The organism is Billgrantia antri, from assembly GCF_017868935.1.
GTDB lineage: Bacteria > Pseudomonadota > Gammaproteobacteria > Pseudomonadales > Halomonadaceae > Halomonas > Halomonas antri.
In genome coordinates this window covers 943,447-968,393 of record NZ_CP053383.1, presented here as the reverse complement: position 1 = coordinate 968,393, position 24,947 = coordinate 943,447, and the positions used below count along the sequence as shown (strand labels likewise).

The window sequence follows — 24,947 nt, the reverse complement described above, 5'->3', positions numbered from 1 at the left end:
TAACGGTCGCGGAGGGTGCTCGCCGGGCTACCAGCCCAGCGAGAACATGGTCTCGAGGTCGTGCCGGGAGTGCACCTGCATGGCATTGAGGGTTTCGGTATCGCGAATGCCTTCAACGGCGTTGAGGCGTTCGGTCACCAATTCGGCCAGGCTCTCGAAATCCGGTGTGCGAGCGATCGCCACCAGGTCATAGCGGCCACAGGTGGAGTAGACCTCGCTGATTCCTTCGACGTCGGCGAGCCGCTCGGCCACCGCCTTGACCTGGCCCTTGTCGGTATTGATCAGGATCACGGCATTCTGCATCGGGCTCTCCCTTGTCTTGTCCCCGTCGGGCTCCACCGCGGCAGACATCGCCGCGACCTGGCGCGAGTATAGCAGGCCGGCCGCGGCGGCTGAATCGCCCCCTCAGAGACAGGGGGGCAGGAATACGATCGGATAGCCCACGAACACGGTGCCGCCCGCCGAGAACAGGAAAATCCCCGCCGAGACGTAGGCGAAGAAGCGCTCACGCCGGGGCTCCGCCCTTCGCCCTGCCACTACGCTGGCCCAGGCCAACCACAGCAGCAGCAACACGGTGAAGAGCGTGGCCAGTCCCACCCCGATATTGATGCCGGTCAGCATGTCACGTTCGGGGTCGGGCGGCGCCACCGAGCAGGCCACCGAGAGACCGGCATAGATCGCCACGAACCAGATGCCCCAGAGGGTGACGCCGCTGACCAGGTGAATGGGATGCGTCAGTCTCAGCAGGCGCTTCATGATGTCCCTCCCAGCAGTACCGGCAGCAGCCAGATGGCAGCGAACAGGGACCAGTAGACGACCAGGTTGTAGGACCACAGGCGCAGCACTACCACGGGTTCCATGGGCGCCTCGGCCCCCACGTAGCCATACCCCACCCGCAGTCCCTGCAGCAGACATAGCACGGCTCCCAGCAGCGCATGAATCAGGACGTAGATCAACGCCACCAGCAGCGTGGCGTCGTGGGCGGTTTCGCTGGGTGCCAGCGGTGCCTGCCAGATCGCCACGCCAAGCAGCATCGCTTGCAGCGCGCCAAGCCCAGCCGTCAGGTACATGCCGCCGCCGAGCCCGGCGTCGCTGCCGCGCTGCAGGCGTCGCACCAGCCTGGCCAGCCACGCAGCCCCCAGCGTCAGCACGAGACCCGCCCCCGCCAGCAGCGGCAGAGAGAGCGGAGAAGATGCCGGCATCTGCCACTCGGGCGCCACGGTCCACAGGTAGAACCAGCCGAACAGCAGCGAGAGGTAGAACGAGCCGTTGGCCAGATGCGAGACCGACATGCACCATACCCCGGGCCCGTTCAGGGTGCGCGAATGCAGCGGCGGTTGGCCGGGCGCCACCGTGGCGTCCGGTGCCGCCTTGGGATGAGCGCCGTTCTCCCACGACCAGCGTAGCAGGAGCACGGCGGCCACCAGCGTCGCCACCGCGGCCAGCAGGTAGATCTTGATCAGCAGACTGATGCATACCACCGCCAGGGTCAGAGCGGCTAAGAAGGGCCACCAGGAGTTGGTGGGCAAATGAACGACTTCGCGCGGCTTGCCGGTCAAGGGGTCGCTGCCCCAGGTTTCGCGACGCCCGTGGTCGATGGTGTTGAGTCCATGGCGGCCCTCGGTAATGGTGCGCGGCAGCTCGGGAACCTCCCATAGCGGGTGGCGCGTCTCGAGCCGCGGCAGGCTGACGAAGTTGTAGGGCGTCGGCGGCTTGGGCATGGCCCACTCCAGACCACCGGCATTCCAGGGGTTCTGCGGCGCCCTCCTGCCAAAGCGGAAGTGCAGCGCGACATCGAGAATCAGCAGCGCTACGCCGGCGGACATCATGAACCCGCCGACGGACGAGATCAGGTTGTAGATGTCCCAGCCCATTGCCGAGTCGTAGGTATACACGCGTCGACGCATGCCCAGCAGCCCCGTCCAGTGCATGACCAGGAAGGTGGTATTGAAGCCGAGGAAGAGCAGCCAGAAGCTCCACCTGCCCAGTTGCTCGGAGGGCATCCGTCCCGAGATCAACGGCAGCCAGTAGTAGAGCCCGGCGATCAGCGGAAACAGCATGCCGCCCACCAGCACGTAGTGCATGTGCGCCACCACGAAATGCGTGTCGTGGACCTGCCAGTTGAACGGCACCAGCGCCAGCATCACCCCGGTCAGCCCACCCAGCACGAAGATCACCAGGAACCCCGCGACCCACAGCATCGGCAGCGACATGACCGGTCGCCCCAGCCACAGCGTCGCGAGCCAGACGAAGATCTGAATGCCGGTGGGAATCGCCACCAGCATGCTCGCTGCCGAGAAGAACGCCAGCGCCAGCTGCGGGATGCCCAGGGTGAACATGTGGTGCACCCACAGACCGAAGCTGACGAAGCCCATGATGACGATCGCCGCCACTACCCAGCCGTAGCCGACGATGGGGCGCCGGGCGAAGACCGGGATCAGGGTCGAGACGATGCCCGCCCCCGGCAGGAAGATGATGTAGACCTCGGGATGGCCGAACAGCCAGAACAGGTGCGCCCACAGCACCGGGTCGCCGCCGCCGGCCACGTCGAAGAACGGCATGCCGGCGGCACGCTCCAGCTCGAGCAGGATACTGCCGAGAATCAGCGGCGGAAAGCCGACCACGATCATCAGCGCCATGGCCAGGATGTACCAGGCGAACAGCGGCATCTTGTGCAGGGCCATGCCTTCGGTACGCGTACGCAGGATCGACACCACCAGCTCCACCCCGGCGGAAAGCGCCGAGATCTCGACGAAGGTGATGCCAAGCAGCCAGAAGTCCGAGCCACGTCCGGGTGAGTAGTCGCCGCTGCTCAGCGGGGTGTACATGAACCAGCCGCTGGACGGGGCCATCTCGAACAGCAGGCTCGATACCAGGATGATGCCGCCGAACAGGTAGCAGAAGTAGCCGAAGGCAGAGAGTCGCGGACAGACCAGGTCACGCGCGCCGATCATCTTGGGAATCAGGTAGATCGCCAGCCCTTCGAGAATGGGAATGGCGAACAGGAACATCATCACCGTGCCGTGCATGGTGAAGACCTGATTATAGATCTCGTGCGACATGAAATCGTTGTCGGGGAAAGCGAGCTGGGTGCGGATCAGCATTGCCAGCAGTCCACCGATCAGGAAGAAGATCGCCCCGGTGACCATGAAGCGCAGCCCGACGCTGGTATGGTTGACCACGGTCAGGGCACCCAGGCCGCGCGGGTTGGCCCAGACGTCGGTCATGCCCTCGTGCAGGCGACGAACTTCGGGAGTCAGGGTTACGTCCTTGTCATCGCTCATGGTTCCAGCGTCTCCAGCCATGCACCGATCTCGTGTAATGTCTCGGTATCGATGTGGTGATGGGGCGGCATCCGGTTGCCGGGCTTGAGCGTCTGATGGTGCTGCAGCCAGTAGGCGATGGCGCCCTCTTCCATGGGCAACACGCCGGCGCCCAGCGTGGGACGGGAGCCGATGTCGCTGAGATCGGGTCCGCGAATGTCGTGCTCCAGGTCGTCGACGACGAGCTCGTCGGGAAACCCAGCGACGGCGTGGCAGGCGGCACAGTGCTCGCCGAAGGCCTCCCGCGCCTGATCGAACCCTGGCTGCAGCTCGGGCGAAGAGCGGCGCTCGGCGAGCCAGGCGTCAAAGGCGTCGCGCTCGAGTGCTTCGACGTGGAGCAGCATGTGGGTATGCTGCGCACCGCAGTACTCGGCGCACTGCGCGCCGAACACGCCGGGCGAATCGGCCTCGAGGCGAACGATGCTGTCGCGTCCGGGGACCATGTCGCGCTTGCCGCCCAGCCGCGGTATCCAGAAGGCATGGATGACGTCGTCGCTGGTGAGGTGGAAGTCAACGGGCTCGCCGGCCGGCATCACCAGGCGATTGGCGGTGACCACCTCGCGCTCCTCTCCCTCGCCGGGGTAGCGCACCTCCCACCACCACTGGTGGCCGATCACCTCGATGCGCTCGGCCTCGCCCTCAGGGAACGGCAGCATGCCACGGCCGGTGGGCGCGGCGAACACCAGCAGCGCAACGATGCTGACCACCGGCAGCGCGATGCCGCCACCCAACACCCAGCGCAGCATGATGCGGCGCTCCTCTCGCGGCGTACGCGACGCAGGCTCGCGGCGACAAAAGGTGTAGAACCACAGCGCATAAACGCCAAGAGAAACGGCGACGGCGACGGCGAGCATGGCCCACCAGACCCAGAACTGCTGGCGAGCGGCCGACCCCGCGGCGTCCAGGATCGACATCTCGCCGCCGCAGCCGGCCAGCAGGCCTGCCGGCCACAGGGGCCACAGGGGCCACCGAAGGGGCCGGCCCGGGCGGTTGACCCGATGCCGGCCAGGGCGTTGAATGCCAGTGAGAGCCCTGAACCGATCGCAAAGGACGCGAACATGGCCGACCAACCGATCCGCACCATCAATAGCCGCATTGCCATCTTCGGCCACCCGATGCACCCGACCCTGGTGCATTTCCCGGTCGCCTGCCTGCTGCTGCTGGTCGGCAGCGATGCTGCCTATCTCTATACGGGTGATGTGTTCTGGGCGCAGGCGGGCCTGTGGCTGGCCGGTGTTGGTGCGCTTAGCGGCTGGATTGCCAGCACCGTGGGACTGATCGACCTGGTCACGATCCATCGGATCCGACGCAAGCTGCTCGGCTGGTGTCACGCCATCATGGCGGTGATGATGCTGTCGCTGGCCTCGCTCAACTGGCTGTGGCGTTTCCTCGAGGCCACCGACCTGCTGCCCTGGGCCATCGCTCTGTCCCTCCTCACTGCTGTCCTGGTCGGCCTCACCGGCGCCCTGGGGGGCACTCTGGTCTATGAGAAGGCGGTGGGCGTCGAGATCGACGACAAGTGAGGCAGGCTGAGTAGGATCCGGCATCGTGACTCTCCTTGTCATGCCTCAAGCGAACGGCTTGCTCAGTACCAGCACCAGCACGGTGAGCATCAGCGCCGCGGAGGTGGCAGCGAGCAGCCCACTGGCAGAGACCAGGAATCGAAACTGCTCCCGCTCCAGCCGCACGATCAAGGCACCGCACAGGACATGGCACAGCACCATGCCGCTCACCGCCATCAACTTAAGCACCAGCCAGCCGCCGGTTATCTGCCCGACGAGAAACAGCGCCGTGCCGCTCATGATCGCCAGCAGGGCGAAAGGGGTGGCGACGTAAGTGAAGAGAAAGCGCAGCAATACCGGCACGGGGGTGTCGAAAGTCGCCGCCTCCCGCCCTTTGGCGCCGGCCAGCAGCATCGCGGGCAAATAGAGCAGAGAAGCGCACCAGCACAGCAGCGTGGCAATGTGCAGCACCTTGATCCACGGCATCACGGCATCCTTGCAGCAGCGGTGTGAACCCACCCTAACCAATGTAGGGTAGCGGGGCCAGGTTTACCGCCCTGCATTGCAAGCCTCGACAAGGCTGCACGGTTACCTGCGCCATTATTCCGAAACCTTCCGACACCAGGCGGCAACGGCGCGATACACTTGGCAATTGCGCCCCCGAGAGAAAAGGTGTTCCCTGCGTGACACGAAAGAACTTCGGGCCCTGCGCTGAGTCAGATAGATCGGTTGGTGCGTGAAGCAGCGACCATGGCGCCAGTCTGGGCCGAAGCGGATAGTCTGGACCGTGTCGAAGCAGGAGAAGAGATCCATGGCCAAAGAGAGCCGGCCTCAGGTTGTGCATAGCCGACGTACCTTCCTACGCCGTAGCCTGGTGGCCATCGCCGCCTTGCCGTTGGGCATCGGCGTGCTGTCGCGCCAAGCCTTTGCGCAGAGCCTGCCGAAGCTCGATCCCAGCGACGAGCAGGCCCAGGCGTTGAACTATGTCGAAGTGGCCGAGCAAGCCAGCGACCACCCCGCCTACGAGGAGGGTGAAGCCTGCCACAACTGCATGTTCTTCCAACGCCGCAACGAGAGTTGCCAACTGTTCCCGCAGAACAGCGTCGAATCCGGCGGCTGGTGCCAGTCCTGGGTCACCGCGGACTGAGCGGGCCTCAAGGCCCGCCGCCCTTGCGTCCGAATTACTCCTTGCCCTCCTCGTCGGGTAGCGGCCATTGATAGCGCCGCGCCACCGTCCCGTCCTCGGAGAGCGATTCCAGCCGCACGGGAAATCCCCACAGCTGGTGCAGGTGACGTATGACCGGGTAGACGCTGCGGCCCATTGGTCGCCTGCTGTCCTGCACGTGATGCAGGGTCAGCGAACGATTGCCGCGGATATTGGCTTCGAAGACTTGGATGTTAGGCTCGCGCAGTGACAGCGCATACTGCTGCGCCAGCGCCTCGCGGATCCGACGATAGCCACGCTCGTCGTGAATCGCCGTGACCTCGAGCATCTCCTCCTGATCGTCGTCGACGATGCTGAACAACTTGAGGTCGCGCATCACCTTGGGCGAGAGGAACTGCTGGATGAAGGACTCGTCCTTGAAGTTGCGCATGGCGAAGTGCACCGCCTCGAGCCAATCGCTGCCCGCGGTGTCGGGAAACCACTCGCGATCCTCGTCGGTGGGGTTCTCGCACATGCGCTTGATGTCGCTGAACATGGCGAAGCCCAGCGCATAGGGGTTGATACCGCTGTAGAACGGGCTGTCGAAACCGGGCTGGCTGACCACCGCGGTATGCGACTGCAGGAACTCCAGCATCAGCCCCTCGTCGACCAGCCCCTCGTCGTAGAGCCGGTTCATCAGCGTGTAGTGCCAGAACGAGGCCCAGCCTTCGTTCATCACCTGAGTCTGGCGCTGGGGATAGAAGTACTGCGCCAGCTTGCGCACGATACGCACGATCTCGCGCTGCCAAGGCGCCAGCAGCGGGGCATTCTTTTCGAGGAAGTAAAGCAGGTTCTCCTGGGGTTCGGGGGGATAGCGCCCTCCTGCATGCAGCCCCAGGGGGTCCTCCTCGCTGTCCAGGCTGCCGGGTAGGGCATCCGCCTGCGGACGCCCGGGAATGGTACGCCACAGCGTGTTGACCTGTGCCTGGAGGTACTCCTCGCGCTCCGCCTGGCGGCGCACCTCCTCCTCGGCGGAGATCGGCGAAGGTCGCTTGTAGCGGTCGACACCGTAATTCTGCAGCGCGTGGCAGGCGTCGAGCAGCTGCTCGACGGCCGTCACGCCGTGACGCTCTTCGCACTCGGCGACGTAGCGGCGGGCAAAGACCAGGTAATCGACGATCGAGCTGGCGTCCGTCCAGGTGCGGAACAGGTAGTTGCCCTTGAAGAAGGAGTTATGACCGTAGCAGGCGTGGGCCATGACCAGCACCTGCATCATCAGCGTGTTCTCCTCCATCAGATAGGCGATGCAGGGGTCGGAGTTGATCACCAGCTCGTAGGCCAGCCCCATCTGGCCGCGCCGGTAAGCCTGCTCGACCGCCAGGAACTGCTTGCCGAACGACCAGTGATGGTAGCCCACCGGCATCCCCACGCTGGCATAGGCATCCATCATCTGTTCGGTGGTGATGATTTCGATCTGGTTGGGATAGGTATCCAACCGATACTCGTCGGCCAGCCTGGACAACTCTCGCTCATACGCCTCGAGGATCTCGAAGTTCCAGTCGGAACCGGTGGCAATCGGCTTGCGTCGGGTCATGCTGCCTCCTCGTCCACGTCAATGGGCGGCGCGGCGCTTGAACAACTCGCGGAACACCGGGTAGATGTCGCCCGCCTCGACGATCTGACGCATGGCGAAGCGGTCGGGGAACTCGGCGGCTACTGTCTCGTACTCCTCCCACAGCGCCTGGTGGGCATGGGGCGTGATCTCCACGTAGGTGTAGTACTGCAAGCGCGGCATCAGCGACTTCATCAGCCGCTCGCGACAGTTCACCGAATCGTCGTCCCAGTTGTCGCCGTCCGAGGCCTGAGCCACATAGAGGTTCCACTGCGAGGGCGGGTAGCGCCGGGTGATGATCTCGTCGACCAGCGTCAAGGCGCTGGAGACGATGGTGCCGCCGGTCTCCCGCGAGTAGAAGAACTCCTCCTCGTCGACCTCCTTGGCCGCGGTGTGGTGGCGCACGAAGACCAGCTCGACCTTCTCGTAGTTGCGCTCGAGGAAGAGGTAAAGCAACAGGAAGAAGCGCTTGGCGATGTCCTTGTGGGCCTGGGTCATGGAGCCCGAGACGTCCATCACGCAGAACATCACCGCCTTGCTCGAAGGCTGCGGTTGATTGATCAGGTTGTTGTAGCGCAGGTCGTAGGTATCGATGAAGGGAACCGCCTCGAGGCGCTTCTCGAGGCGCTCGATCTCGGCCTTGAGCTCGGCGATCCGTGACGGGTTGCGCAACACCGGATCCTTGCGCTCCTCCTCTTCCAGCGCCTCCTGCGCCTCGCGCAGCGCCCGGCGAATGGGCGCGCGCATGGCGATGCGGCGGGCATAGGCCTCGCGCATGGAGCGCACGATGTTGATCCGCGCCGGCACGCCGTCGCGGGTCACCCCGGCACGCACCGGCTTCACCTCGTCGAGGTCCTTGAGCGCCTTGCGCTCCAGGTGCGGCAGCTCCAGGCCGTCGAAGACGAAATCGAGGAACTCCTCGCGGGTCAGGCTGAAGGCGAACTCGTCCATGCCCTCGCCCTGGTTGGAGGCCCCGCCCTCGCCGGCGCCCTCGCCACCGCCACCCCCGCTGGGGCGGCGCAGGCGATCGCCCTCGACGAACTCCTTGTTGCCCGGACTGACGATGGTGCGCTTGCCGCCCGGGCCATGCTGGAACACCGGCTCGGAGATGTCGCGAGTCGGAATCGAGACCTTCTCGCCGCGCTCCATGTCGGTGATCGAACGGCGGTTGACGGCCTCCTCGACCGAACGCTTGATGTGCGTGCGATAGCGATCGAGGAAACGCTGACGGTTCACGGCGCTCTTGTTCTTGGCGTTGGCGCGTCGATCGATGAAATAGGTCATGCCGACCTCCTGGCTCGCGCCGCTTATTGCGATTTACGCACCCGCAGATACCACTCCGAGAGCAGCCGCACCTGCTTCTCGGTATAGCCACGTTCCTTCATGCGTGCGACGAAGTCCTCGTGCTTCTTCTGGTCCGCGGTCGAGGCCTTGGCATTGAAGGAGATCACCGGCAGCAGCTCCTCGGTGTTGGCGAACATCTTGTGCTCGATGACGCCGCGCAGCTTCTCGTAGGATTGCCAGCTGGGGTTCATGCCATTGTTCTGCGCCCGCGCCCGCAGCACGAAGTTGACCACCTCGTGACGGAAGTCCTTGGGGTTGGAGATGCCGGCCGGTTTCTCGATCTTCTCCAGCTCCTCGTTGAGGGCCTGACGGTTGAACAGCTCGCCGGTCTCCGGGTCACGGTACTCCTGGTCCTGGATCCAGAAGTCGGCGTAGGTGACGTAGCGGTCGAAGATGTTCTGGCCATATTCGGAGTAGGACTCGAGATAGGCGGTCTGGATCTCCTTGCCGATGAAGTCGACGTAGCGTGGCGCCATGAACTCCTTGATGTAGCGCAGGTAGCGCTCGAAGGTCTCCTTGGGCAGATGCTCCTGCTCGAGGCGCTGCTCCAGCACGTAGAGCAGGTGCACCGGGTTGGCGGCGATCTCGTGGTTGTCGAAGTTGAACACCTTCGACAGGATCTTGAAGGCGAAGCGGGTGGAGAGCCCGTCCATGCCCTCGTCGACCCCGGCCGCATCGCGATACTCCTGGATCGACTTGGCCTTGGGATCGGTGTCCTTGAGGTTCTCGCCGTCGTAGACGCGCATCTTGGAGTAGATGCTGGAGTTCTCCGGCTCCTTGAGACGCGAGAGCACCGAAAACTGCGCCAGCATGCGCAGGGTATCCGGGGCGCAGGGCGCCTCGGCCAGCGAGGAGTGTTCGAGCAGCTTCTTGTAGATGTTGATCTCCTCGGTCACTCGCAGGCAGTACGGCACCTTGACGATGTAGACGCGATCGAGAAAGGCCTCGTTGTTGCGATTGTTGCGAAACGCCTGCCACTCGCTCTCGTTGGAGTGGGCCAGCACGATGCCGTCGAAGGGAATCGCCCCCATGCCCTCGGTGGGGTTGTAGTTGCCCTCCTGGGTGGCGGTCAGCAGCGGATGCAGCACCTTGATCGGTGCCTTGAACATCTCGATGAACTCCATCAGGCCCTGGTTGGCCTTGCACAACCCGCCGGAGAAGCTGTAGGCGTCCGGGTCGTCCTGAGAGTAGAGTTCGAGCTGGCGGATATCGACCTTGCCCACCAGCGAGGAGATGTCCTGGTTGTTCTCGTCGCCCGGCTCGGTCTTGGAGATGGCGATCTGGTTGAGTCGCGACGGGTACAGGCGCACCACCTTGAACTGCGAGATGTCGCCACCGTACTCCTTGAGCCGCTTGGCCGCCCAGGGCGACATCACGCTCTTCACGTAGCGGCGCGGAATGCCGTATTCCTTCTCGAGCAGCTCACCGTCCTCCTCGGGCGAGAACAGCCCCAACGGCGACTCGAATACCGGCGAGCCCTTGATGGCATAGAATGGGATCCGCTCCATCAACAGCTTGAGCCGCTCGGCCAGCGACGACTTACCGCCCCCCACCGGGCCCAGCAGATAAAGAATCTGCTTGCGCTCCTCGAGCCCCTGGGCGGCGTGGCGGAAGTAGGCCACGATCTGCTCGATGGCCTCCTCCATGCCGTAGAACTCGGAAAAGGCGGGATAGCGTCGGATCACCTTGTTGGAAAAGATTCGGGAGAGCCGCGGATCCTTGGCGGTGTCGATCACCTCGGGTTCGCCGATGGCCTTCAGCATCCGCTCGGCGGCGCTGGCGTAGGCCATGGGGTCCTCACGACACAGCTCCAGGTACTCCTGCAGGCTCATTTCCTCCTGCTGGACACGGGAGAAGCGGTTTTGCACATGATCGAAGATGCTCATCGAAGCCTCCTGTTTGCCTTACCCCCCTGACCATCGATCCGTATGGCCACCGTGGGTTACTCATCAGCCTAGACACTTCGGGGCAGAGTGGGTGGCAAAGAATCAACGCAAGGTAAGGATAATCATGAGAACGCAGGGCGTGCCAAGGGTTCGATCAGCGCATGGTGATAATTAAACGCTACTTGAACGCAGACGCCACGAACTGCCCGCCCCGGCCCCGCGCAGCCCCAGCCCCCTAGCCGATAGCCTCCCTCCCGCTTCAGGCAACCGTTGCATGTCTATTGTCGTGCTTGCGACATCTCAGGAGGGAAAGGCAAGCATGGTCGCGCCTGCAGGCCTCATGAGGAATTCAATGAGCAGGGATGACGCCACGAGGCCCAAACCCCCGGCCAGCATGGCGAACCTTGAGTGATGCCCCAGCACGGAAACGCCTCCGGGTGGGCGTGAGAAGGTCATGACGGCTGCCACTCTCAGGTAGTAATACAGCGAAACCAGGGTATTGAGCACCGCGATTACGGCCAGCCAGGCATGGTCGGCCTCCAGCGTCACCTCGAACAGCAGGAACTTGCCGAAAAAGCCAACCAATGGCGGAATGCCCACCAGCGACAGCATGGCGACGATGAGCAGCGACGCCGCCAGGGGTTGTGTCCGTGCCAGGCCACGGTAGTCGTCGAGATCGGTTCGCCCGCGCAGATGCGTGATCACGGCGAAGGCCGTCAGGTTGGCCAGCGCATAGGCGGCAAGGAAGACAAGCAGTGCCGTGGCGGCATCCGTGGCGCGTCCGATGATGGCCACGGCCATCAGCGCATAGCCGGACTGAGAGACCGACGACCAGCCCAGCAGCCGGCGAACATCGTTCTGGCGGAGTGCCGCCAGGTTGCCCAGGGTCATGGTGGTCGCCGAGACCAGGGCCAGCAGCCAGGTCAGCCCTTGCTCGACGGGCAATAGCGCCACCAGACGCGCCAGCGCCAGCGCTGCCCCCACCTTTGGGGCAACGCTAAGCAGCGCAGCGATCGGCGCTGGCGCCGCCTGGGCGACATCGGGCATCCAGGCATGCGCGGGGAATGCCGCCAGCTTGAAGGCGAGCCCCAGGATCACGCAGCCCATGGCCACGCTGAGAGCAAACCGGTCGCTCTGGGCCAGGAAGGCGGACAGCACGCGGTAGTCGGTGTCGCCGACCAGGCCGAACAGCAGGACCACCCCGACACACAGCAGCGCATTGGCCAGGGCGCCGATCAGAAAATATTTCATGCCCGCTTCCAGCGCCGGCGCAAACCCGCGGTGGTAGGCCACCAGCGGGTAGCTGGCCGCCGAGGAGAGCAGCACGCCGAGCAGCAGCTCCATGCTATCGCCTGCCGCCGCCATGACCATAGCGCCCAGCAGCGCGAACAGGCACAGCGCATAATACTCGCCATGCCGCGGGTCGCTGCGCATCCAGTCCGGAGACATGGCTACGGCGAGCGCGCCGCTACCCAGTATGATGAGTTTGGCCAACGAGGCAGGCGCATCCAGGATCCACACCCCCGTGAACGTCAACGAAGGCGCTGCCGGCCACTGTACGATCACGGCGACCAAGGCGATCGTCAGCGCCACCAGCGCCGCCCCTGCCAGCCAGCCCTGGCGCGAGTGCGGCATGAAGGCGGCACCCAGCACGATCACCACCGCCCCGATCAGCAGCGCAAGTTCGGGGGTCAGGTCCGCCACGGGCATCAGCGTCCTCCGCTCAGCAGGCTCGCCGAGGCCTCAACCACGTCGAGCAGAAAGTGTGGCGCCACACCGATCGCCACGATACCCAGCGCCAGGACACCGAGCACACCGATTTCGGCACGGTTGAGGTCGGGGAAATTTTCCAGGTGCTCGGGCAGCCGACCGAAGAACAGCCGCCACAGCAAATCCAGAAACAGCGCCGCGGTGATCACGATGCCCAGTACCCCCAGCACTGCCAACCAGGGGTAGACGGCGAAGGTTCCGGTAAACACCTGAAACTCGGCAACGAAGCCGGCCAGCCCCGGCATTCCGAGGCTGGCGAAGGCGGCCAGCACGGTCAACGCGGTCAGCTGCGGCGCCCGACGAGCCAAGCCACCGTAGCGCGCCATGGCATAGTCCTCCGTGCTCTGCCACAGCGAACCGCTGATCAGGAACAGTGAACCGGTGATCAGGCCGTGGGCAACCATCTCCACCGTGGCACCTGTCAGCGCCAGTTGCCGCGCCTCGTCATGCCCGCCGACCAGCGAAGCGGCCACGGCGATCCCCAGCACGGTGTAGCCCATGTGGTTGATCGAGGTGTAGGCGATACGCCGTTTGAGGTTGCTCTGGCCCAGCGCCACCAGGGCGCCGTAGAGGATCGCCACCAGCGCCAGCAGCGCCACCGGCAATGCGAAGCGGGCGAAGGTTTCGCCGAGCATGGCCAACGGCAGCCGGATCATGCCGTAGGTCCCCATCTTGAGCATCACCCCGGCGAGAATCGCCGAGGCCGGCCCCGGCGCATCGACGTGGGCCTGGGGCAGCCAGGTATGCACCGGTACCAGCGGCGTCTTGATCGCCAGCCCCAGCATCATGGCCAGGAACACCAGGCTGGCATAGGCACCGCTGCCCGCCAGCGGCTGCTGCTCGATGATGGTGCGCATGTCGAATGTCGGCGAGTCGAGCGAGAGATATAGCGCGATGATGCCGAGCAGCAGCGCCAGCGAACCGGCAAAGGTATAGAGGAAGAACTTGAAGGCGGCGAGCTGGGGCTCGCCATGTCCCCAGCGTCCAATCAGGAAGTACATGCCCACCAGGGTGAGGTCGAAGCAGACGTAGAACATCAGCAGATCGAGGGCCAGGAAGACACCCAGCGACACACCATGCAGGAACAACAGCCAGGCATAGTACTGGCGCGCCCGTCCTTGTGTATCGAATGGATAGACAATGGCCGCCAAGAACAGTACGGCACTCATGGTCGCTACGGCCAGGGCAATGCCATCGACGCCGACCCGATAGGCCATGCCCAGCGACGGCACCCACTGCACCTCGTCGACGTGTTGGAACAAGGCACCGCTCGGATCGAACGCCAGCCAGGCCACCACCAGGGCCAGCAGCGAAACGCCGGACCAACCCGCCGCGATCCAGCGCGCCTGACTGGCGCTCCAGCGTGGGATCGCAGCGAGCACGAGGGCGCCCAGCAAGGGAGCGAACAGCGCGACGGTCAGCATCACAGAAAGGCTCCTAACAGCAGAAACAGGAAAAACGCAGCGAGTCCGGCAACCATCATGGTGTAGTAGTGGTGGGTCTGGCCGGATTGGGTGGCCTGGGCCCAGCGTCCTCCGGCATCGACCCCTTTTGTCAGCCCGCTAGGCAGGCCGTCGGCCAGCCACTCGCCGCGTCGAGCGTTGAAATCGGCAAGCCATTGCCAGCAGCGGGCCGTCATCATCAGGCCGGCATCGACGACCCGATCGTCACCGCGTGCCAGGCCTCGGGCAGTGCCGCGAATGCCCAAGGCGAGCTGGGTGGCAGGAGCATCGAATACGCAGTCATCGAAGCGTGCCAGAGAGTGGGCGAATCGCATGACGCCATCTGCCACCCCTTGATGCAGCGTCAGCAGGCCGAGCCAGCCGGCCAATACGGCCTGCCATGCCGGCTTGGCCTCAGGTGCGCTCCTGCGGGTGGCCCAAAGCCCCACGCCGATACCCAGCGCCACGAGTATCAGCGACACCACCATCAGCCATGCATGCTCCTTGGGCAGTACGATTCCCAAGAACGCGGCGATTGCCTCGGAGAACGGCCGCCACCAGAGCAATGAAAGCATCAGCGTGACAAGTGCCAGCCCCGTCAGCGCAATCCGCTCCCCCCACGCTGGCGACCGGCCCGAGGAGCGTTGCCGTTGCGAGCGACCGAAGGCCAGCCGCTGGAAGCGCGTGGCATACAGCGCACTGAGTCCGCCCGCAAAGGCTATGCCCAGGGCCAGCCAGGTCGAGACGTCGGCTGCGGCGGAGGCGATCTGCTCCTTGCTCCAGGCCGCGCCCAGCGGCGCCACGCCGGCCAGTGCCAGGCACAGCACCAGGCTCAGTCCCGCCACGCCAGGCAGCACACGCCCCAGACGCATGTCGGCCAGCCGGTAGCTGTCGACGCGCCGCTCGGCCAGCCCCGCAACCAGGAACAGCCCCGCCTTGAGGCAGGCATGGGTGATGGCGTGCAGCAGCGCCACGCCGGGGAACCCAGCCCCCACGGCCACCCACATCAGCCCATACTGCGCCGATGTGGAAGCGGCCAGCAGCCGCTTGGCGTGGCCCTGAAAGCTCGCCACCAGGCCTCCGATCAGCGCCGTGGCCAGTCCCAGGAAAACCACCAAGGGAGAAAACCAGGCGGCCTGCTCGAGCTGTGGCGCCAGCCGAGCGAGCAGAAAGGTACCGGCGGCGACCATGGTCGCCGAATGCAGCAATGCCGAGGCCGGGACCGGGCCGGCCATGGCGGCGAATAGCCAGGCACTGAACGGCAGCTGCGCGGACTTGGCCGCCGCCGCCAGTACGATGCCGGCCACGGCGACCTGCAATAGCCCACCCGAGAGTTCGCCGAGGGCGGCATAGCCGAAGCCGCCGGTGCCGGCAAACAAGGCCGCTGCGGCGATGTAGAGCCCCAGGTCACCCAGTCGAGTGACGAGAAATGCCTGCATCGCCTGGCTCGGGATACCCTCCTCCTGCCAGCGATGCAGGATCAAGCCCCAGGAACAGGCCCCGACCAGCTCCCAGGCCACCAGCAGGGTCAGCAGGTCGCTTGCCAGCACAAGCAGCTGCATGGCGCCGACGAACGCCAGCAGCAGTGCCACCAGGCGACGCGGCGCCTGACTGACATGGACCGCGGCATAGAGCGCTACCGGCAATGCCACCAGCGGTACCAGCCAGGCGAAGATGTCGCCTGCCGTGGAGCGCTCCAGTCCCAGCGACAGGGACTCGCTCCAGCGAAAGCTCGCCGCCGTCCCGGCGTTCAGCGAGAGGCCCGTCACGGCAAGGGCCAGCACTAGCGCCACTCCCGCCGAGAGTCCGAGAGCCAGCGGCCCAAGGCGTCGCCCTGCCCCATACAGCAGCAGCGCCAGCAGCCACGGCGTCAGCGGTACGACCCAGAGCGTCATTGCTTCAGCTCGCTCAAGGCTTCGGTCATGTCGGCCTGCTTGGCGCGAAACACGGCCACCACCAGGGCAAAGCCAAGCGCCATCTCGATCGCCATGACCGCCATGACCACGATGGTCAACAGCTGCCCTTCGGGGGCACCGGTGCCGCTATAGGCCCAGAAAGCCACTGCGGCCAGCATCACCCCGTTGAGCATCAGCTCGAGGCCCATCATCAGCATCACGAACGATTGCTGGGATAGCGCCCCGTAGAGGCCGATCCCGATCAACGCTGCGGCAAGAATGAGAAGTGTGGTGAGTGTCATGTCGCCCTCCTGGCCTCGTCCTTCATCGTTCCCTGTCTTCGTCATTCAATGATGGTGGTGAGCGTGCTCTTCCTCCTCCTCTTCGCTCGGCTGACCAGCCGGCTCGCCGCCGGGCTCGAGGCCTGGCGGCATCGACCCCTCGTCGGCGCGACCGTAGCGTCCACGTCGACTCGACAGCACCACCACACCGACCATGGTCGTCAGCAGCACGACACCGGCGGTCTCGAAGACCAGCATCGAATCACCGAGCAGCTCGCGGCCAAGCGAGATCACCGGCGCATGCTCCACCGGCAGCGGCGCATCGGGAAAATCGCTGAGCACGGCCACCGCCGAGAGCACGAAAAAGGCAGCAACACCGGCAACAATGGCGACGCGCTCCTGGTGAACCATCTTCATCGGATTGAGCCCGGCCGGGTTCATCATGAACATGACCATGAACAGCGCCATGACCATCATCTCGACGGCCATCATGAAGAACATCGCCACGCCCAGGTATTCGGCGGTCAGCAGGATCATGATCCCGCCCACGGCAATGAACGACAGCAGCAGGAAGAACGAAGCTCGCACCATCGAATCGGTGCAGAACACTCGCCAGCCGGTGAGAACGGAGAACGTCGCCAGCACCCCAAAGGCGATATGTGTACCGAGACTCGGCGTCATGACATCTCCTTGGCCTCGCTCAGGCCATCCATAGGGCTACTGCCCCGGCCCAGATCAAGTCGACGAAGGAGAGCGGCAGCAGCACCACCCACATCAGCGTCACGCAGCGCTCGGGCGCGAGCCTGGGCAGCCGGCGCCCCAACCACAGCAGCGCGACCAGTACCGCCAGGCTCTTGATCAGCAACCAGGCCGGCCCCGGCAACCAGGGACCCAACCAACCTCCAAGGAAAGCGGTAGCTGCGATGGCACTGAAGGCCACCAGCATGGCGGCACGCGCCAGCGCCCATACCAGACGCGGCGGGCCCGAGCGCTCCACCGCGGTGCCGCCTGAGAGGTCCGTCGAGTCGGCCAGGTCGAGCGGCCCCCAGAAGGTCAGCCCCAGACCCACCACCAGAAACAGCGGCAGCCCCAACGGTTGGGAAACCACGTGCCAGAGCGACGTCTGCGCCGCTACCACCTCGGTCAAGCGCAGCGACTCGGCCGGCAGCGCCACGCCGATCAGCACGAACATGCTGATCAGCAGGTAGGAGAGCCCCAGGGCGACGTAGCGGTAGGCGCCGATCAGGGCCAGGTGAGAGTTGGCCGACCAGCCGTGCAGGAAGATCACCACCGTGGCCAGCGCTTCCAGGCTGCCCCACAGCACCAGGCTGGTCGCCAGGTCGACCCCGACCAGCGTCGGCGACCACGGCACCAGCGCCAGCCCCGTGGCGGCCAAGGCCAGGTAGAGCGCCGGTGCCAACCGCCAGGCGGGAGCGTCCGGTGCCTCGGTGGTCGTGGCCTGCTGCGTCATCAACCAGGCGGCGCTGGCCAGGGGAGCGAGCCAAACGCTTCCCGCCTGGGTCGGGCCCGTCGCCATCAAACGGTCTAGCACCGCCACGAGATAGGCGCCCAGGCCGGCCACCAGCCAGGCTATCAGCCACGGCAGGATCAGTTGATCGAGGATCATACGCGCCCCTCCCGGTCGCCGGTGGCACGATGAGGCTGCCAAGGCTCCTCAAGGGGATGCAGATCGAGGGCGCTGACGTCCAGGCTGGCCAGGGTCATCAGCGCTTCGCCCCACTCCAGCCCCGGCAGGACCTCGCCCAGCAGGTCGCTCTTGTCGTGAGGAAAGGCATCGGTCCAGGGGCCGCGTGGGGTCTCGACGGCAGCGGTCTCGGCGGTCTTCAGGTCGTGGCGAGCGGCCTGTCCGGCCAGCGCCAGCGACTGCTCGATCTCGTCGAGCCACTGTTGCCAGCGAGCCGCCGTATCGCCCGCGTCGCGGCAGATCGGCGCAAAGCCGAGCCGGCGGTAGTGCGTGTCCTGGCTGCGCAGGTCCTGATCGAGGCCTGCCGCCCGTGCCGCCGGGCCACCGAGTTGCCGCGCCTGCTCTTTGTCCAAAACACCGCGACCTGGCTCGGGCAACGCCAGCCGCCACAATCCCCCGCGCTCCAAGGAGCGGCGCAGGCCTGCGATATCGCTGTTGGGGCTCAGTTGCCCCGCCATGCGCAAGGTTCGTTCAGCCAGCCTCGGCCAGCCCGCGATCCATAGCCCCCGGTAAAGCCGGCGTAGGTGATGGCGAGCCCGGCTCAGCTCAAGCTCGGCGATTGGCACCGGCGCCTGGCGAGCCGCATGGAAGATCGGCTCGACGACGCTGGCGAAGGGCTTGCGCGTGACCGTCCAGGCCTGCACCAGGTCGCCCTGCAGGCTGACCTCTGCCTGCAGGCCCGACGGCAACGCGGAATGAAACGGCCCCAGCCGGAAGGTCAGCGTATCCAGGGTCAGGCCATCGCGAAGATCGTCCTGCATGTTCATGGCCATGGGCCGACCGTAGGGTGTGCCCCCCATCATGCCCTCGCCGCCATGACCATCGTCGCCGAGCCCTTCCCAGGGATTCGGCGGCTCGTCCGGCAGCACCCGGGGCGCACTGTCACGCCCGCCCAGCACCAGCTCGCGATGCGTTTCGACCAGTGTCTGGGGCAGCGCCTCGATGACGTCGATACGTATGGGGTCGCGCAATGCCTCGAACGGCTCGCAACAGCACCACACGCTGGCGAACGGGGCGGGCAACTGGTCGTGGACACGGCGCAGGTCATCGCGCCAGCCGGTCGGGATATCGCCCGCCACCAGCAGCATGCTGGCATGGCGAGGCGTGTCGACGAGGCGAATGCCCGGCGAGAGCGCGAGCGTTTCGCGCAGCGGGCCGATTCGCGCCCCCTCGGCCAGGAAGACGGCCGCCGGCGCACGAGCCGCCAGGCGACGTTGCCAGCTCACTGCCACCGGAACACCCCCTCACGCCAGGCGTAGACGATGCCCACCGACAGGATGGCCAGGAACATGCCCATCTCCATGACCGCCGTGGCGCCCTTCTCGACGAACACCACCGCCCACGGATACATGAACATCATCTCCATCTCGAAGGCGATCAGGAGCAACGTCATGGGATAGTAACGGATATGGTAGCGGCTCCAGGCATGGGTATCGGGGCTGCCACCACCAAGGAAAGGTGCCCGCTGGGAGTAGGTTGGCTTTGGCTGTCCGCGGGCCGGCAACCATTGCAGCAGCCATCCAAGGCCCAGGGTGGCCATCAGAACGGTTGTCAGGGTGAGAAGCGCCATGCGAATCCCTCGCGTTGCGTTCACGAAACCCAGCAGGAATCAAGAGGGGTTTCCATCCCCTTGGGCGATTATCAGGTCCGGGTCCCTCATAGGGTAGTTGCCGCATTCGACAGGAACAAACGTCGCGCATGGCCCTCCCTCACGACCAGGTTGCTGTCGCCCGGGGGGCTGGCAGCCCTACTCCAGCGTCTCGAGGTAGGCCGCCATGTCCAGGGCGTCCTGCTCGGTCACGCCCAGATCCGGCATGGCAGTGAGCGGATCCACCTCGGTGGGGTGGCGCAGCCAGTGCACCATATTCTCGGGCGTGTTGGCGAGCACCCCGGCGATATAGCGCCGTCCGCCGATGCCCGCGAGCGGCGGGCCGACGTCAGAATGCGGTCCCACCGTGCCCGGAATACGATGACAGGCGATGCAGGCATAGCCGTACATGGCCATCTTGCCGCGCTCGGCGTCGGGCGTCGCGGCCCGTCGCGCCTGCGCAGGGGCACTGACGTCATTCCTGTCGGCGCCCTCCTCGGCGCGTTCCTCGGTCACCATGGCCTGGTACTCGGCAGGGCTTAGCTCGGGCAGGCGCATGACGAAGGCGGTGATATTCCAGATCTGCTCGTCGGTGTACTTGAAGCGCCAGCTCGGCATGCCGGTCATCTTGATGCCGTGCTTGACCGACCAGAACACCTCGGCAGCACTCTTGGCTTTTGCCGTATGCGCCAGATTGGGCGGTACCGGCGTCATGCCCTTGCCCACGTCGTCGCGACCTACCCCAGGTGCCCCATGGCACTGCACGCACTTGCGCTGGAAGATGGGCCGGCCCTGCTCTGCCATTTCCGCCGTCAACCTGGGCGTCTCGACCTCTTCGGCGCGCTGGCGAATGGAACGATCCAGGGCCATGTTGAGCACGGTGAAGACGGGCTCGGTATGCTGCTGCAGCGCCGAGACGTTATAGGCGCCCCAATAGACGAAGCCTGCCGCACCTACCCCCATGGCGACCACCAGCGCCGCAATGGCGATGCCGACATGTATCTCGATCCGCTTGCGGATCTTCCGGACGGAGTCTTGGCGGTTCTGATTCTTCATTTCAGTGTGTACAGGTAGGCGGTGATATCTCGTGCGTCGCTTTCGCTGACGCCCATGTTCGGCATGGCCGTGCGCGGGTCGACCGCTTCCGGCTCGCGAATCCAGCGCATCATGTCGTCGGGCGTGTTGGGCAGCACCCCCGCCAGGTAGACACGCTTGGCAATGCGCTCGAGTGACGGCCCGGTGCGCCCATCTGCTCCGCCGATGCCGGGGATGACATGGCAGCTGCCGCAGCCGTACTCACGGACCGCCGCCTGGCCCACTTCCGGGTCGCCTGGCGGCGGCTCGGCTTCGTCACTGCTGCAGCCGCTGGCAATGAGCAGCGGCAGCAGCAAGAGGAGCACAGTTCTCGCTGTCATAGGCACGGCCCCAGAAAGAAGTTGGGAACACCTTCGGCCACGACGAGCAGCGCGGACAACGCGCTGATGAGCAGCCCCATGACCGCCATGAAGCGGATTCGCCCCGCCTCGCCATCGCCGGAGCCCGGCCAGTGCCGCCCGGCGCGGCCCCACTGTCGCCAGGCCACCGCGACGCCCGCCAGGCTCAGCAACAAGGTGACCAGGGTCGTGGCGTGCAGCATCCACATGGAGCCGGCTTCGCAGGCCCGGGATACCAGCAGGTAGCTGCCCAGCAGGTGCAGCGCCCAGGCGCCGGGGCCGATCACCCAGCCGAGCCACAGCATCAAGGGGTGCAGCAGCACGCCGCGTTTCGATTCACTGGCCATAGACGCGCGGCCCCCAGTACAGGAGTAGATAAAAGGGAATCCAGGCGAAGCAGACGAAATACCAGTAGTTGGTATCGACCACGACGCCGATCTGTCGCTGCTGGGTGAAATAGCCGCGCCAGGCGAGGATGGCGACCACCGCACTGCCGAAGACGATCGACGTCACGTGAACGTAGTGAAAACCGGAGATGGTCCAGACGATCGAACCGTAGGCGTGGTCCTTCCAACTGAATTCATAGGCCATGAGCTCCAGCGAGCGCAGCACCAGCACCGCCGTCGCCAGCAGCACGCTGGCGGTGACGCCGATGGCCAGCCCTCGCTTGTTGCCACGATTGATCGCCTGGCCAGCCAGGAACATGGTCAAGCTGCTCAGCATCAGCAGCCCCAGATTGATGCTCGGCCACAGCATGGGGGGAGCCGACTCGCCGCTCGGCGGCCAGACGTCGGCATAGGCCGCCAGGTACATGTAACTGACGCAGAAGGTCAGCACTACCGCGGACTCGATCGTGATCAGACCGAGGATGCCCCACCACAGCGGTGCCCGCCGGTCCGGGTTGAAGCGAATCATTTCCGCGACGTCGATACCTTGCACGACTCTCATCAATCGTCCCTCCAGGGCCGGCGTGGCCAGAACCAGGCCACCAGGGTGAAGGCCACCAGAAAGAAGGCGATCACGAAGAAGATCGGATGGAAGATGATGCCGATGAATCCCATCGAGGCGGCCAGCGCCGAGACGAACGGCCAGATGGTCGGCTCGGGCAGCACCTGCACTCCCACGGGCTTGGCGTCCAGCATGCTGGTGAGCACCACCTCGCGGCGGTCGTTGCGCAGGCCGGTCACCACTGCACGTTCACCCGCCTTCTCCCAGTCCCACAGCGGCCAGCGGCTCTCAACCATGGGGATATGGCGAAAGTTGTAGGAGGCCGGCGGCGAGTCCGCCGCCCACTCCAGGGTCGGCGCCCCCCAGGGGTTGGGCTCGGCCCGCCGACCGCGAAACAGGCTCCAGATGGCATTGATCAGTGTGACGCCGAAACCCGCCGCCAGCACCAGGGAGCCGAACGTCGCCAGCAGGTTGAGGTCGCCCCAGCCCATCTCCTCGACGTAGGTGTAGATGCGCCGCGGCATGCCCTCGAGCCCCAGCTGGTGCATGGGGAAGAAGGTCACGTTGAAGCCGATGAAGGCCAGCCAGAAGCTCCACTTGCCGGCCGTTTCGCTCATCATGCGGCCGGTGATCTTGGGCCACCAGTAGTAGGTCGCGCCGATCAGCGGGAAGACCGCCCCGCCGATCAGCACGTAGTGGAAGTGAGCGACAAGGAAAAAGGTATCGTGCACCTGGGTGTCGAAGGGGATGGACGCCACCATGACGCCTGTCAGCCCGCCGATGACGAAGATGGCGAAAAATCCCAGCACCCACAGCATCGGCGTGGCGAAGCGGATCTTGGCCCCCCACAGCGAGGCAATCCAGCAGAAAATCTGTACCCCACTGGGAATGGCAATGGTAGCGCTGGCGGCGGTGAAGAAGCTCATGCCGAGCTGGGGCAGGCCGGTGGTGAACATGTGGTGCACCCACAGGCCGAAGCTGACGAAGCCGATGGCCACCACCGACAGCACCAGTGCCGTGTAGCCATAGATCGGGCGCCGGGTGAAAGTGATGATGATGGTCGAAATCATGCCCAGCGCCGGCACCAGGATGATGTAGACCTCGGGGTGACCGAAATACCAGAACAGATGCTGCCATAGCAGTGGCTCACCGCCGCTCTCGACGATGAAGAACTGGGTGTCCACCAGCCGGTCGAGGATCAGCAGCGTACTGCTGACGATCACCGCCGGCATGGCGAAGACGATCATGAATGACATCACCAGCGCCGCCCAGACGAACAGCGGCATGCGATTCAGCGACATGCCCGGTGCGCGCATCCGCAGTGTGGTGACGATCAGCTCCACCGCCGCGGTCAGCGCCGATACCTCGATGAAGGTGATCATGGTCGTCCAGACGTCGACCCCGTAGCCTGGCGAGTAGAGCTTGCTCGACAGCGGCACGTAGTTGAACCAACCGGCATTGGGCGCCATGCTCAGCAGCAGCGAACCGAACAGCACGATGCCACCGATCAGGTAGACGTAATAACCGAAGGCGTTGAGCCGGGGAAAGGCCATGTCGCGCGTACCGACCATCAGCGGCACGAAGTAGATGGCGAAGCCCTCCATCACCGGAATGGCGAAGAAGAACATCATCACCGTGCCATGCATGGTGAAGAACTGGTTGTAGAGCTCCGGCCCGAGCAGCTGCTGCTCGGGGCCGGCCAGCTGCAGGCGAATCAGGATGCCGAGGATCCCCGCCAGAATAAAGAAGATAAAGGCGGTGATGATGAAGCGCTTGCCGATCATGCGCTGGTTGACGTGAGTGAACCAGCCTAGCAACCCGCCGGGCGAGTGCCAGGTGCGCTCCAGCCTCGCGGTCTCGTCCGGCGAATCGGTCACCGCGTAAGGGTCGACGGGTTTCTCGCGCGTCATTCCAGACTCTCCAGGTAGGCGAGCAGTGACTTCAGCTCCTCCGGTGTCAGTTCGCTAGGTGGCATCTTGTTGCCCGGCTTGACGTGCTGCGGATCGGAGATCCAGCCGCCAAGGTGGCCGATGCGGTTGGGCACCGTGGCACCCGCCAGCGTGCGGCGGCTGGCGAGATGGGTCAGGTCGGGCCCCTCTTCGCCGCTGGCCGATGTGCCGCGGATCGCATGGCACCCGGCGCAGCCGGCCTGCATGAACACCTCCTGGCCGTCTACCTGCGCCTGCATTTGCGGTGCGGACGCCGGCTGGCGCTGGCCCTCCAGCCAGGCGTCGAACGCTTCGGGCTCTTCGGCCACCAGCAGGAAGGCCATCAGCGCATGCTGGGTACCGCAGTATTCCGCGCACTGCCCGCGGTAGACGCCGGGTTCGTCCGCCGTCAGCGAGGTGACGTTGGTACGCCCCGGCATCATGTCCGTCTTGCCCTGCAGGTTGGGTACCCAGAAACTGTGAATGACGTTGTCCGACTTGAGCAGAAAGCGCACCGGCTCGCCGACGGGGATGTGGATCTCGTTGGCGGTCGTGGCGATACGCTCTCCCGCCTCGTCCAGGTAGTGGACCTCCCACCACCACTGCTTGCCGATGACCTCCACGGTCATGGCATCGTCGGGCAGTGGGGCATCGATCACCCGGCCGATGGAGAAACTCGACAGGGCGAAGGGAATCGTCGCTGCCAAGGGCAGAATGATGCCGCCGGCGATCACGAGGTTGCGGCTCTGACGGGCGTTCAGTGGCAGTGCGATCTGCTTGCGCCGGGCACGCAGCACGGCCACCGCCAGCAGGCTCAGCACCAGCAGCGTGACGAAGGTGGCAACCAGCAGCGTAGGCCACCACAGTCTGGCGATCAGATCGGCGGCCGCCCCCGCCGGATCGAGCGTCGACTGAGGGCCTTCGCAGGCGGCCAGCAACGGGGCGGCAACCCCGACCAGTCCGGTTGAACGTATGTGCTTGCTGAAGGACATCGCGGTGACAATCCATTGCAACGTGCGTGCGCGAAGCGACAGTTGCGGGTGCATTCCATGCATATTCGATAGACGCACTGTGGGCGCGTCGAGGATTCGGAGCCGGTTCGTCGCCCTGCTCCGCCTTCACCCTAGTACAGGTTGGCGTGGCCTG

24 protein-coding genes are annotated in these 24,947 nt (G+C 65.1%); 2 read left to right on the top strand and 22 right to left on the bottom strand.

The window, feature by feature from the left end; translation table 11 throughout:
- Positions 1-27 precede the first annotated feature (27 nt).
- From HNO53_RS04605 to coxB (HNO53_RS04590), 4 genes are all read right to left on the bottom strand, one after another.
- Positions 28-303 carry an Lrp/AsnC family transcriptional regulator gene (locus HNO53_RS04605; RefSeq protein ID WP_209476624.1) on the bottom strand — a complete coding sequence of 92 codons (276 nt, stop codon included), beginning with the start codon at positions 301-303 and terminating at the stop codon, positions 28-30.
- Between the two features lie 102 nt (positions 304-405).
- Positions 406-756, bottom strand: coding sequence for a hypothetical protein (locus HNO53_RS04600; protein WP_209476622.1), 351 nt, complete (start codon positions 754-756; stop codon positions 406-408).
- Positions 753-3,284: a cytochrome c oxidase subunit I gene (gene ctaD, locus HNO53_RS04595; RefSeq protein ID WP_209476620.1), complete on the bottom strand. Its 2,532-nt coding sequence runs from the start codon at positions 3,282-3,284 to the stop codon at positions 753-755. Before ctaD (HNO53_RS04595) ends, HNO53_RS04600 begins: the two co-directional genes overlap by 4 nt.
- Positions 3,281-4,237 (bottom strand): cytochrome c oxidase subunit II, encoded by a 957-nt coding sequence (gene coxB, locus HNO53_RS04590; protein ID WP_242597542.1) that lies wholly within the window; start codon positions 4,235-4,237, stop codon positions 3,281-3,283. The genes ctaD (HNO53_RS04595) and coxB (HNO53_RS04590) overlap by 4 nt, the downstream gene beginning before the upstream one ends.
- Before the next feature lie 144 nt (positions 4,238-4,381).
- Between coxB (HNO53_RS04590) and HNO53_RS04585 the strand changes: the two genes are divergently transcribed.
- Positions 4,382-4,846 (top strand): DUF2231 domain-containing protein, encoded by a 465-nt coding sequence (locus HNO53_RS04585; RefSeq protein ID WP_209476616.1) that lies wholly within the window; start codon positions 4,382-4,384, stop codon positions 4,844-4,846.
- Positions 4,847-4,891: 45 nt separating this feature from the next.
- On the opposite strand, the gene HNO53_RS04580 is transcribed toward HNO53_RS04585, so the two are convergent.
- On the bottom strand, positions 4,892-5,311 hold the full coding sequence (locus tag HNO53_RS04580) for a CopD family protein (protein WP_209476614.1): 420 nt from the start codon (positions 5,309-5,311) through the stop codon (positions 4,892-4,894).
- Between the two features lie 325 nt (positions 5,312-5,636).
- Here HNO53_RS04580 and HNO53_RS04575 point away from each other — a divergent pair, with 325 nt between their 5' ends.
- Positions 5,637-5,972, top strand: a complete 336-nt coding sequence (locus HNO53_RS04575) for a high-potential iron-sulfur protein (RefSeq protein ID WP_209476612.1) — start codon at positions 5,637-5,639, stop codon at positions 5,970-5,972.
- A gap of 34 nt (positions 5,973-6,006) precedes the next feature.
- On the opposite strand, the gene HNO53_RS04570 is transcribed toward HNO53_RS04575, so the two are convergent.
- The 17 genes from HNO53_RS04570 to coxB (HNO53_RS04490) all read right to left on the bottom strand — a co-directional run bounded on the left by HNO53_RS04570 (position 6,007) and on the right by coxB (HNO53_RS04490) (position 24,793).
- Positions 6,007-7,563 (bottom strand): SpoVR family protein, encoded by a 1,557-nt coding sequence (locus HNO53_RS04570; protein ID WP_209476610.1) that lies wholly within the window; start codon positions 7,561-7,563, stop codon positions 6,007-6,009.
- Positions 7,564-7,581: 18 nt separating this feature from the next.
- Positions 7,582-8,865: a YeaH/YhbH family protein gene (locus tag HNO53_RS04565; RefSeq protein WP_209476608.1), complete on the bottom strand. Its 1,284-nt coding sequence runs from the start codon at positions 8,863-8,865 to the stop codon at positions 7,582-7,584.
- A 23-nt stretch (positions 8,866-8,888) separates the two neighbouring features.
- Positions 8,889-10,811, bottom strand: coding sequence for a PrkA family serine protein kinase (locus HNO53_RS04560; protein WP_197449834.1), 1,923 nt, complete (start codon positions 10,809-10,811; stop codon positions 8,889-8,891).
- Between the two features lie 300 nt (positions 10,812-11,111).
- Entirely contained in the window at positions 11,112-12,521 is a 1,410-nt protein-coding gene (locus tag HNO53_RS04555) for an NADH-quinone oxidoreductase subunit N (protein ID WP_209476606.1), read from the bottom strand.
- Positions 12,521-14,005 (bottom strand): complex I subunit 4 family protein, encoded by a 1,485-nt coding sequence (locus tag HNO53_RS04550; protein ID WP_242597616.1) that lies wholly within the window; start codon positions 14,003-14,005, stop codon positions 12,521-12,523. Before HNO53_RS04550 ends, HNO53_RS04555 begins: the two co-directional genes overlap by 1 nt.
- Positions 14,005-15,918 (bottom strand): NADH-quinone oxidoreductase subunit 5 family protein, encoded by a 1,914-nt coding sequence (locus HNO53_RS04545; RefSeq protein WP_209476604.1) that lies wholly within the window; start codon positions 15,916-15,918, stop codon positions 14,005-14,007. The genes HNO53_RS04550 and HNO53_RS04545 overlap by 1 nt, the downstream gene beginning before the upstream one ends.
- Entirely contained in the window at positions 15,915-16,220 is a 306-nt protein-coding gene (gene nuoK, locus HNO53_RS04540) for an NADH-quinone oxidoreductase subunit NuoK (RefSeq protein WP_209476603.1), read from the bottom strand. Before nuoK ends, HNO53_RS04545 begins: the two co-directional genes overlap by 4 nt.
- Before the next feature lie 45 nt (positions 16,221-16,265).
- Positions 16,266-16,880 carry an NADH-quinone oxidoreductase subunit J family protein gene (locus HNO53_RS04535; protein ID WP_209476602.1) on the bottom strand — a complete coding sequence of 205 codons (615 nt, stop codon included), beginning with the start codon at positions 16,878-16,880 and terminating at the stop codon, positions 16,266-16,268.
- Between the two features lie 19 nt (positions 16,881-16,899).
- On the bottom strand, positions 16,900-17,826 hold the full coding sequence (locus tag HNO53_RS04530) for a complex I subunit 1 family protein (RefSeq protein ID WP_209476601.1): 927 nt from the start codon (positions 17,824-17,826) through the stop codon (positions 16,900-16,902).
- The gene (locus HNO53_RS04525; protein WP_209476600.1) at positions 17,823-19,136 is read right to left on the bottom strand and encodes an NADH-quinone oxidoreductase subunit D-related protein; all 1,314 of its coding nucleotides are present in this window, start codon (positions 19,134-19,136) and stop codon (positions 17,823-17,825) included. The genes HNO53_RS04530 and HNO53_RS04525 overlap by 4 nt, the downstream gene beginning before the upstream one ends.
- A complete protein-coding gene (locus HNO53_RS04520; protein ID WP_209476599.1) occupies positions 19,127-19,474 on the bottom strand; it encodes an NADH-quinone oxidoreductase subunit A in 348 nt (115 codons plus the stop codon). Before HNO53_RS04520 ends, HNO53_RS04525 begins: the two co-directional genes overlap by 10 nt.
- Positions 19,475-19,651: 177 nt before the next feature.
- Complete coding sequence (locus tag HNO53_RS04515; protein ID WP_209476597.1) at positions 19,652-20,548, bottom strand: c-type cytochrome; 897 nt, start codon at positions 20,546-20,548, stop codon at positions 19,652-19,654.
- Positions 20,545-20,907, bottom strand: a complete 363-nt coding sequence (locus HNO53_RS04510; protein ID WP_209476595.1) for a c-type cytochrome — start codon at positions 20,905-20,907, stop codon at positions 20,545-20,547. Before HNO53_RS04510 ends, HNO53_RS04515 begins: the two co-directional genes overlap by 4 nt.
- Positions 20,904-21,272, bottom strand: coding sequence for a hypothetical protein (locus HNO53_RS04505; protein ID WP_209476594.1), 369 nt, complete (start codon positions 21,270-21,272; stop codon positions 20,904-20,906). Before HNO53_RS04505 ends, HNO53_RS04510 begins: the two co-directional genes overlap by 4 nt.
- Entirely contained in the window at positions 21,262-21,873 is a 612-nt protein-coding gene (locus HNO53_RS04500) for a cytochrome c oxidase subunit 3 (RefSeq protein ID WP_209476592.1), read from the bottom strand. Before HNO53_RS04500 ends, HNO53_RS04505 begins: the two co-directional genes overlap by 11 nt.
- Complete coding sequence (ctaD, locus tag HNO53_RS04495; RefSeq protein ID WP_209476590.1) at positions 21,873-23,783, bottom strand: cytochrome c oxidase subunit I; 1,911 nt, start codon at positions 23,781-23,783, stop codon at positions 21,873-21,875. Before ctaD (HNO53_RS04495) ends, HNO53_RS04500 begins: the two co-directional genes overlap by 1 nt.
- Positions 23,780-24,793 carry a cytochrome c oxidase subunit II gene (gene coxB / locus HNO53_RS04490; RefSeq protein WP_209476589.1) on the bottom strand — a complete coding sequence of 338 codons (1,014 nt, stop codon included), beginning with the start codon at positions 24,791-24,793 and terminating at the stop codon, positions 23,780-23,782. Before coxB (HNO53_RS04490) ends, ctaD (HNO53_RS04495) begins: the two co-directional genes overlap by 4 nt.
- Between the last annotated feature and the right edge of the window lie 154 nt (positions 24,794-24,947).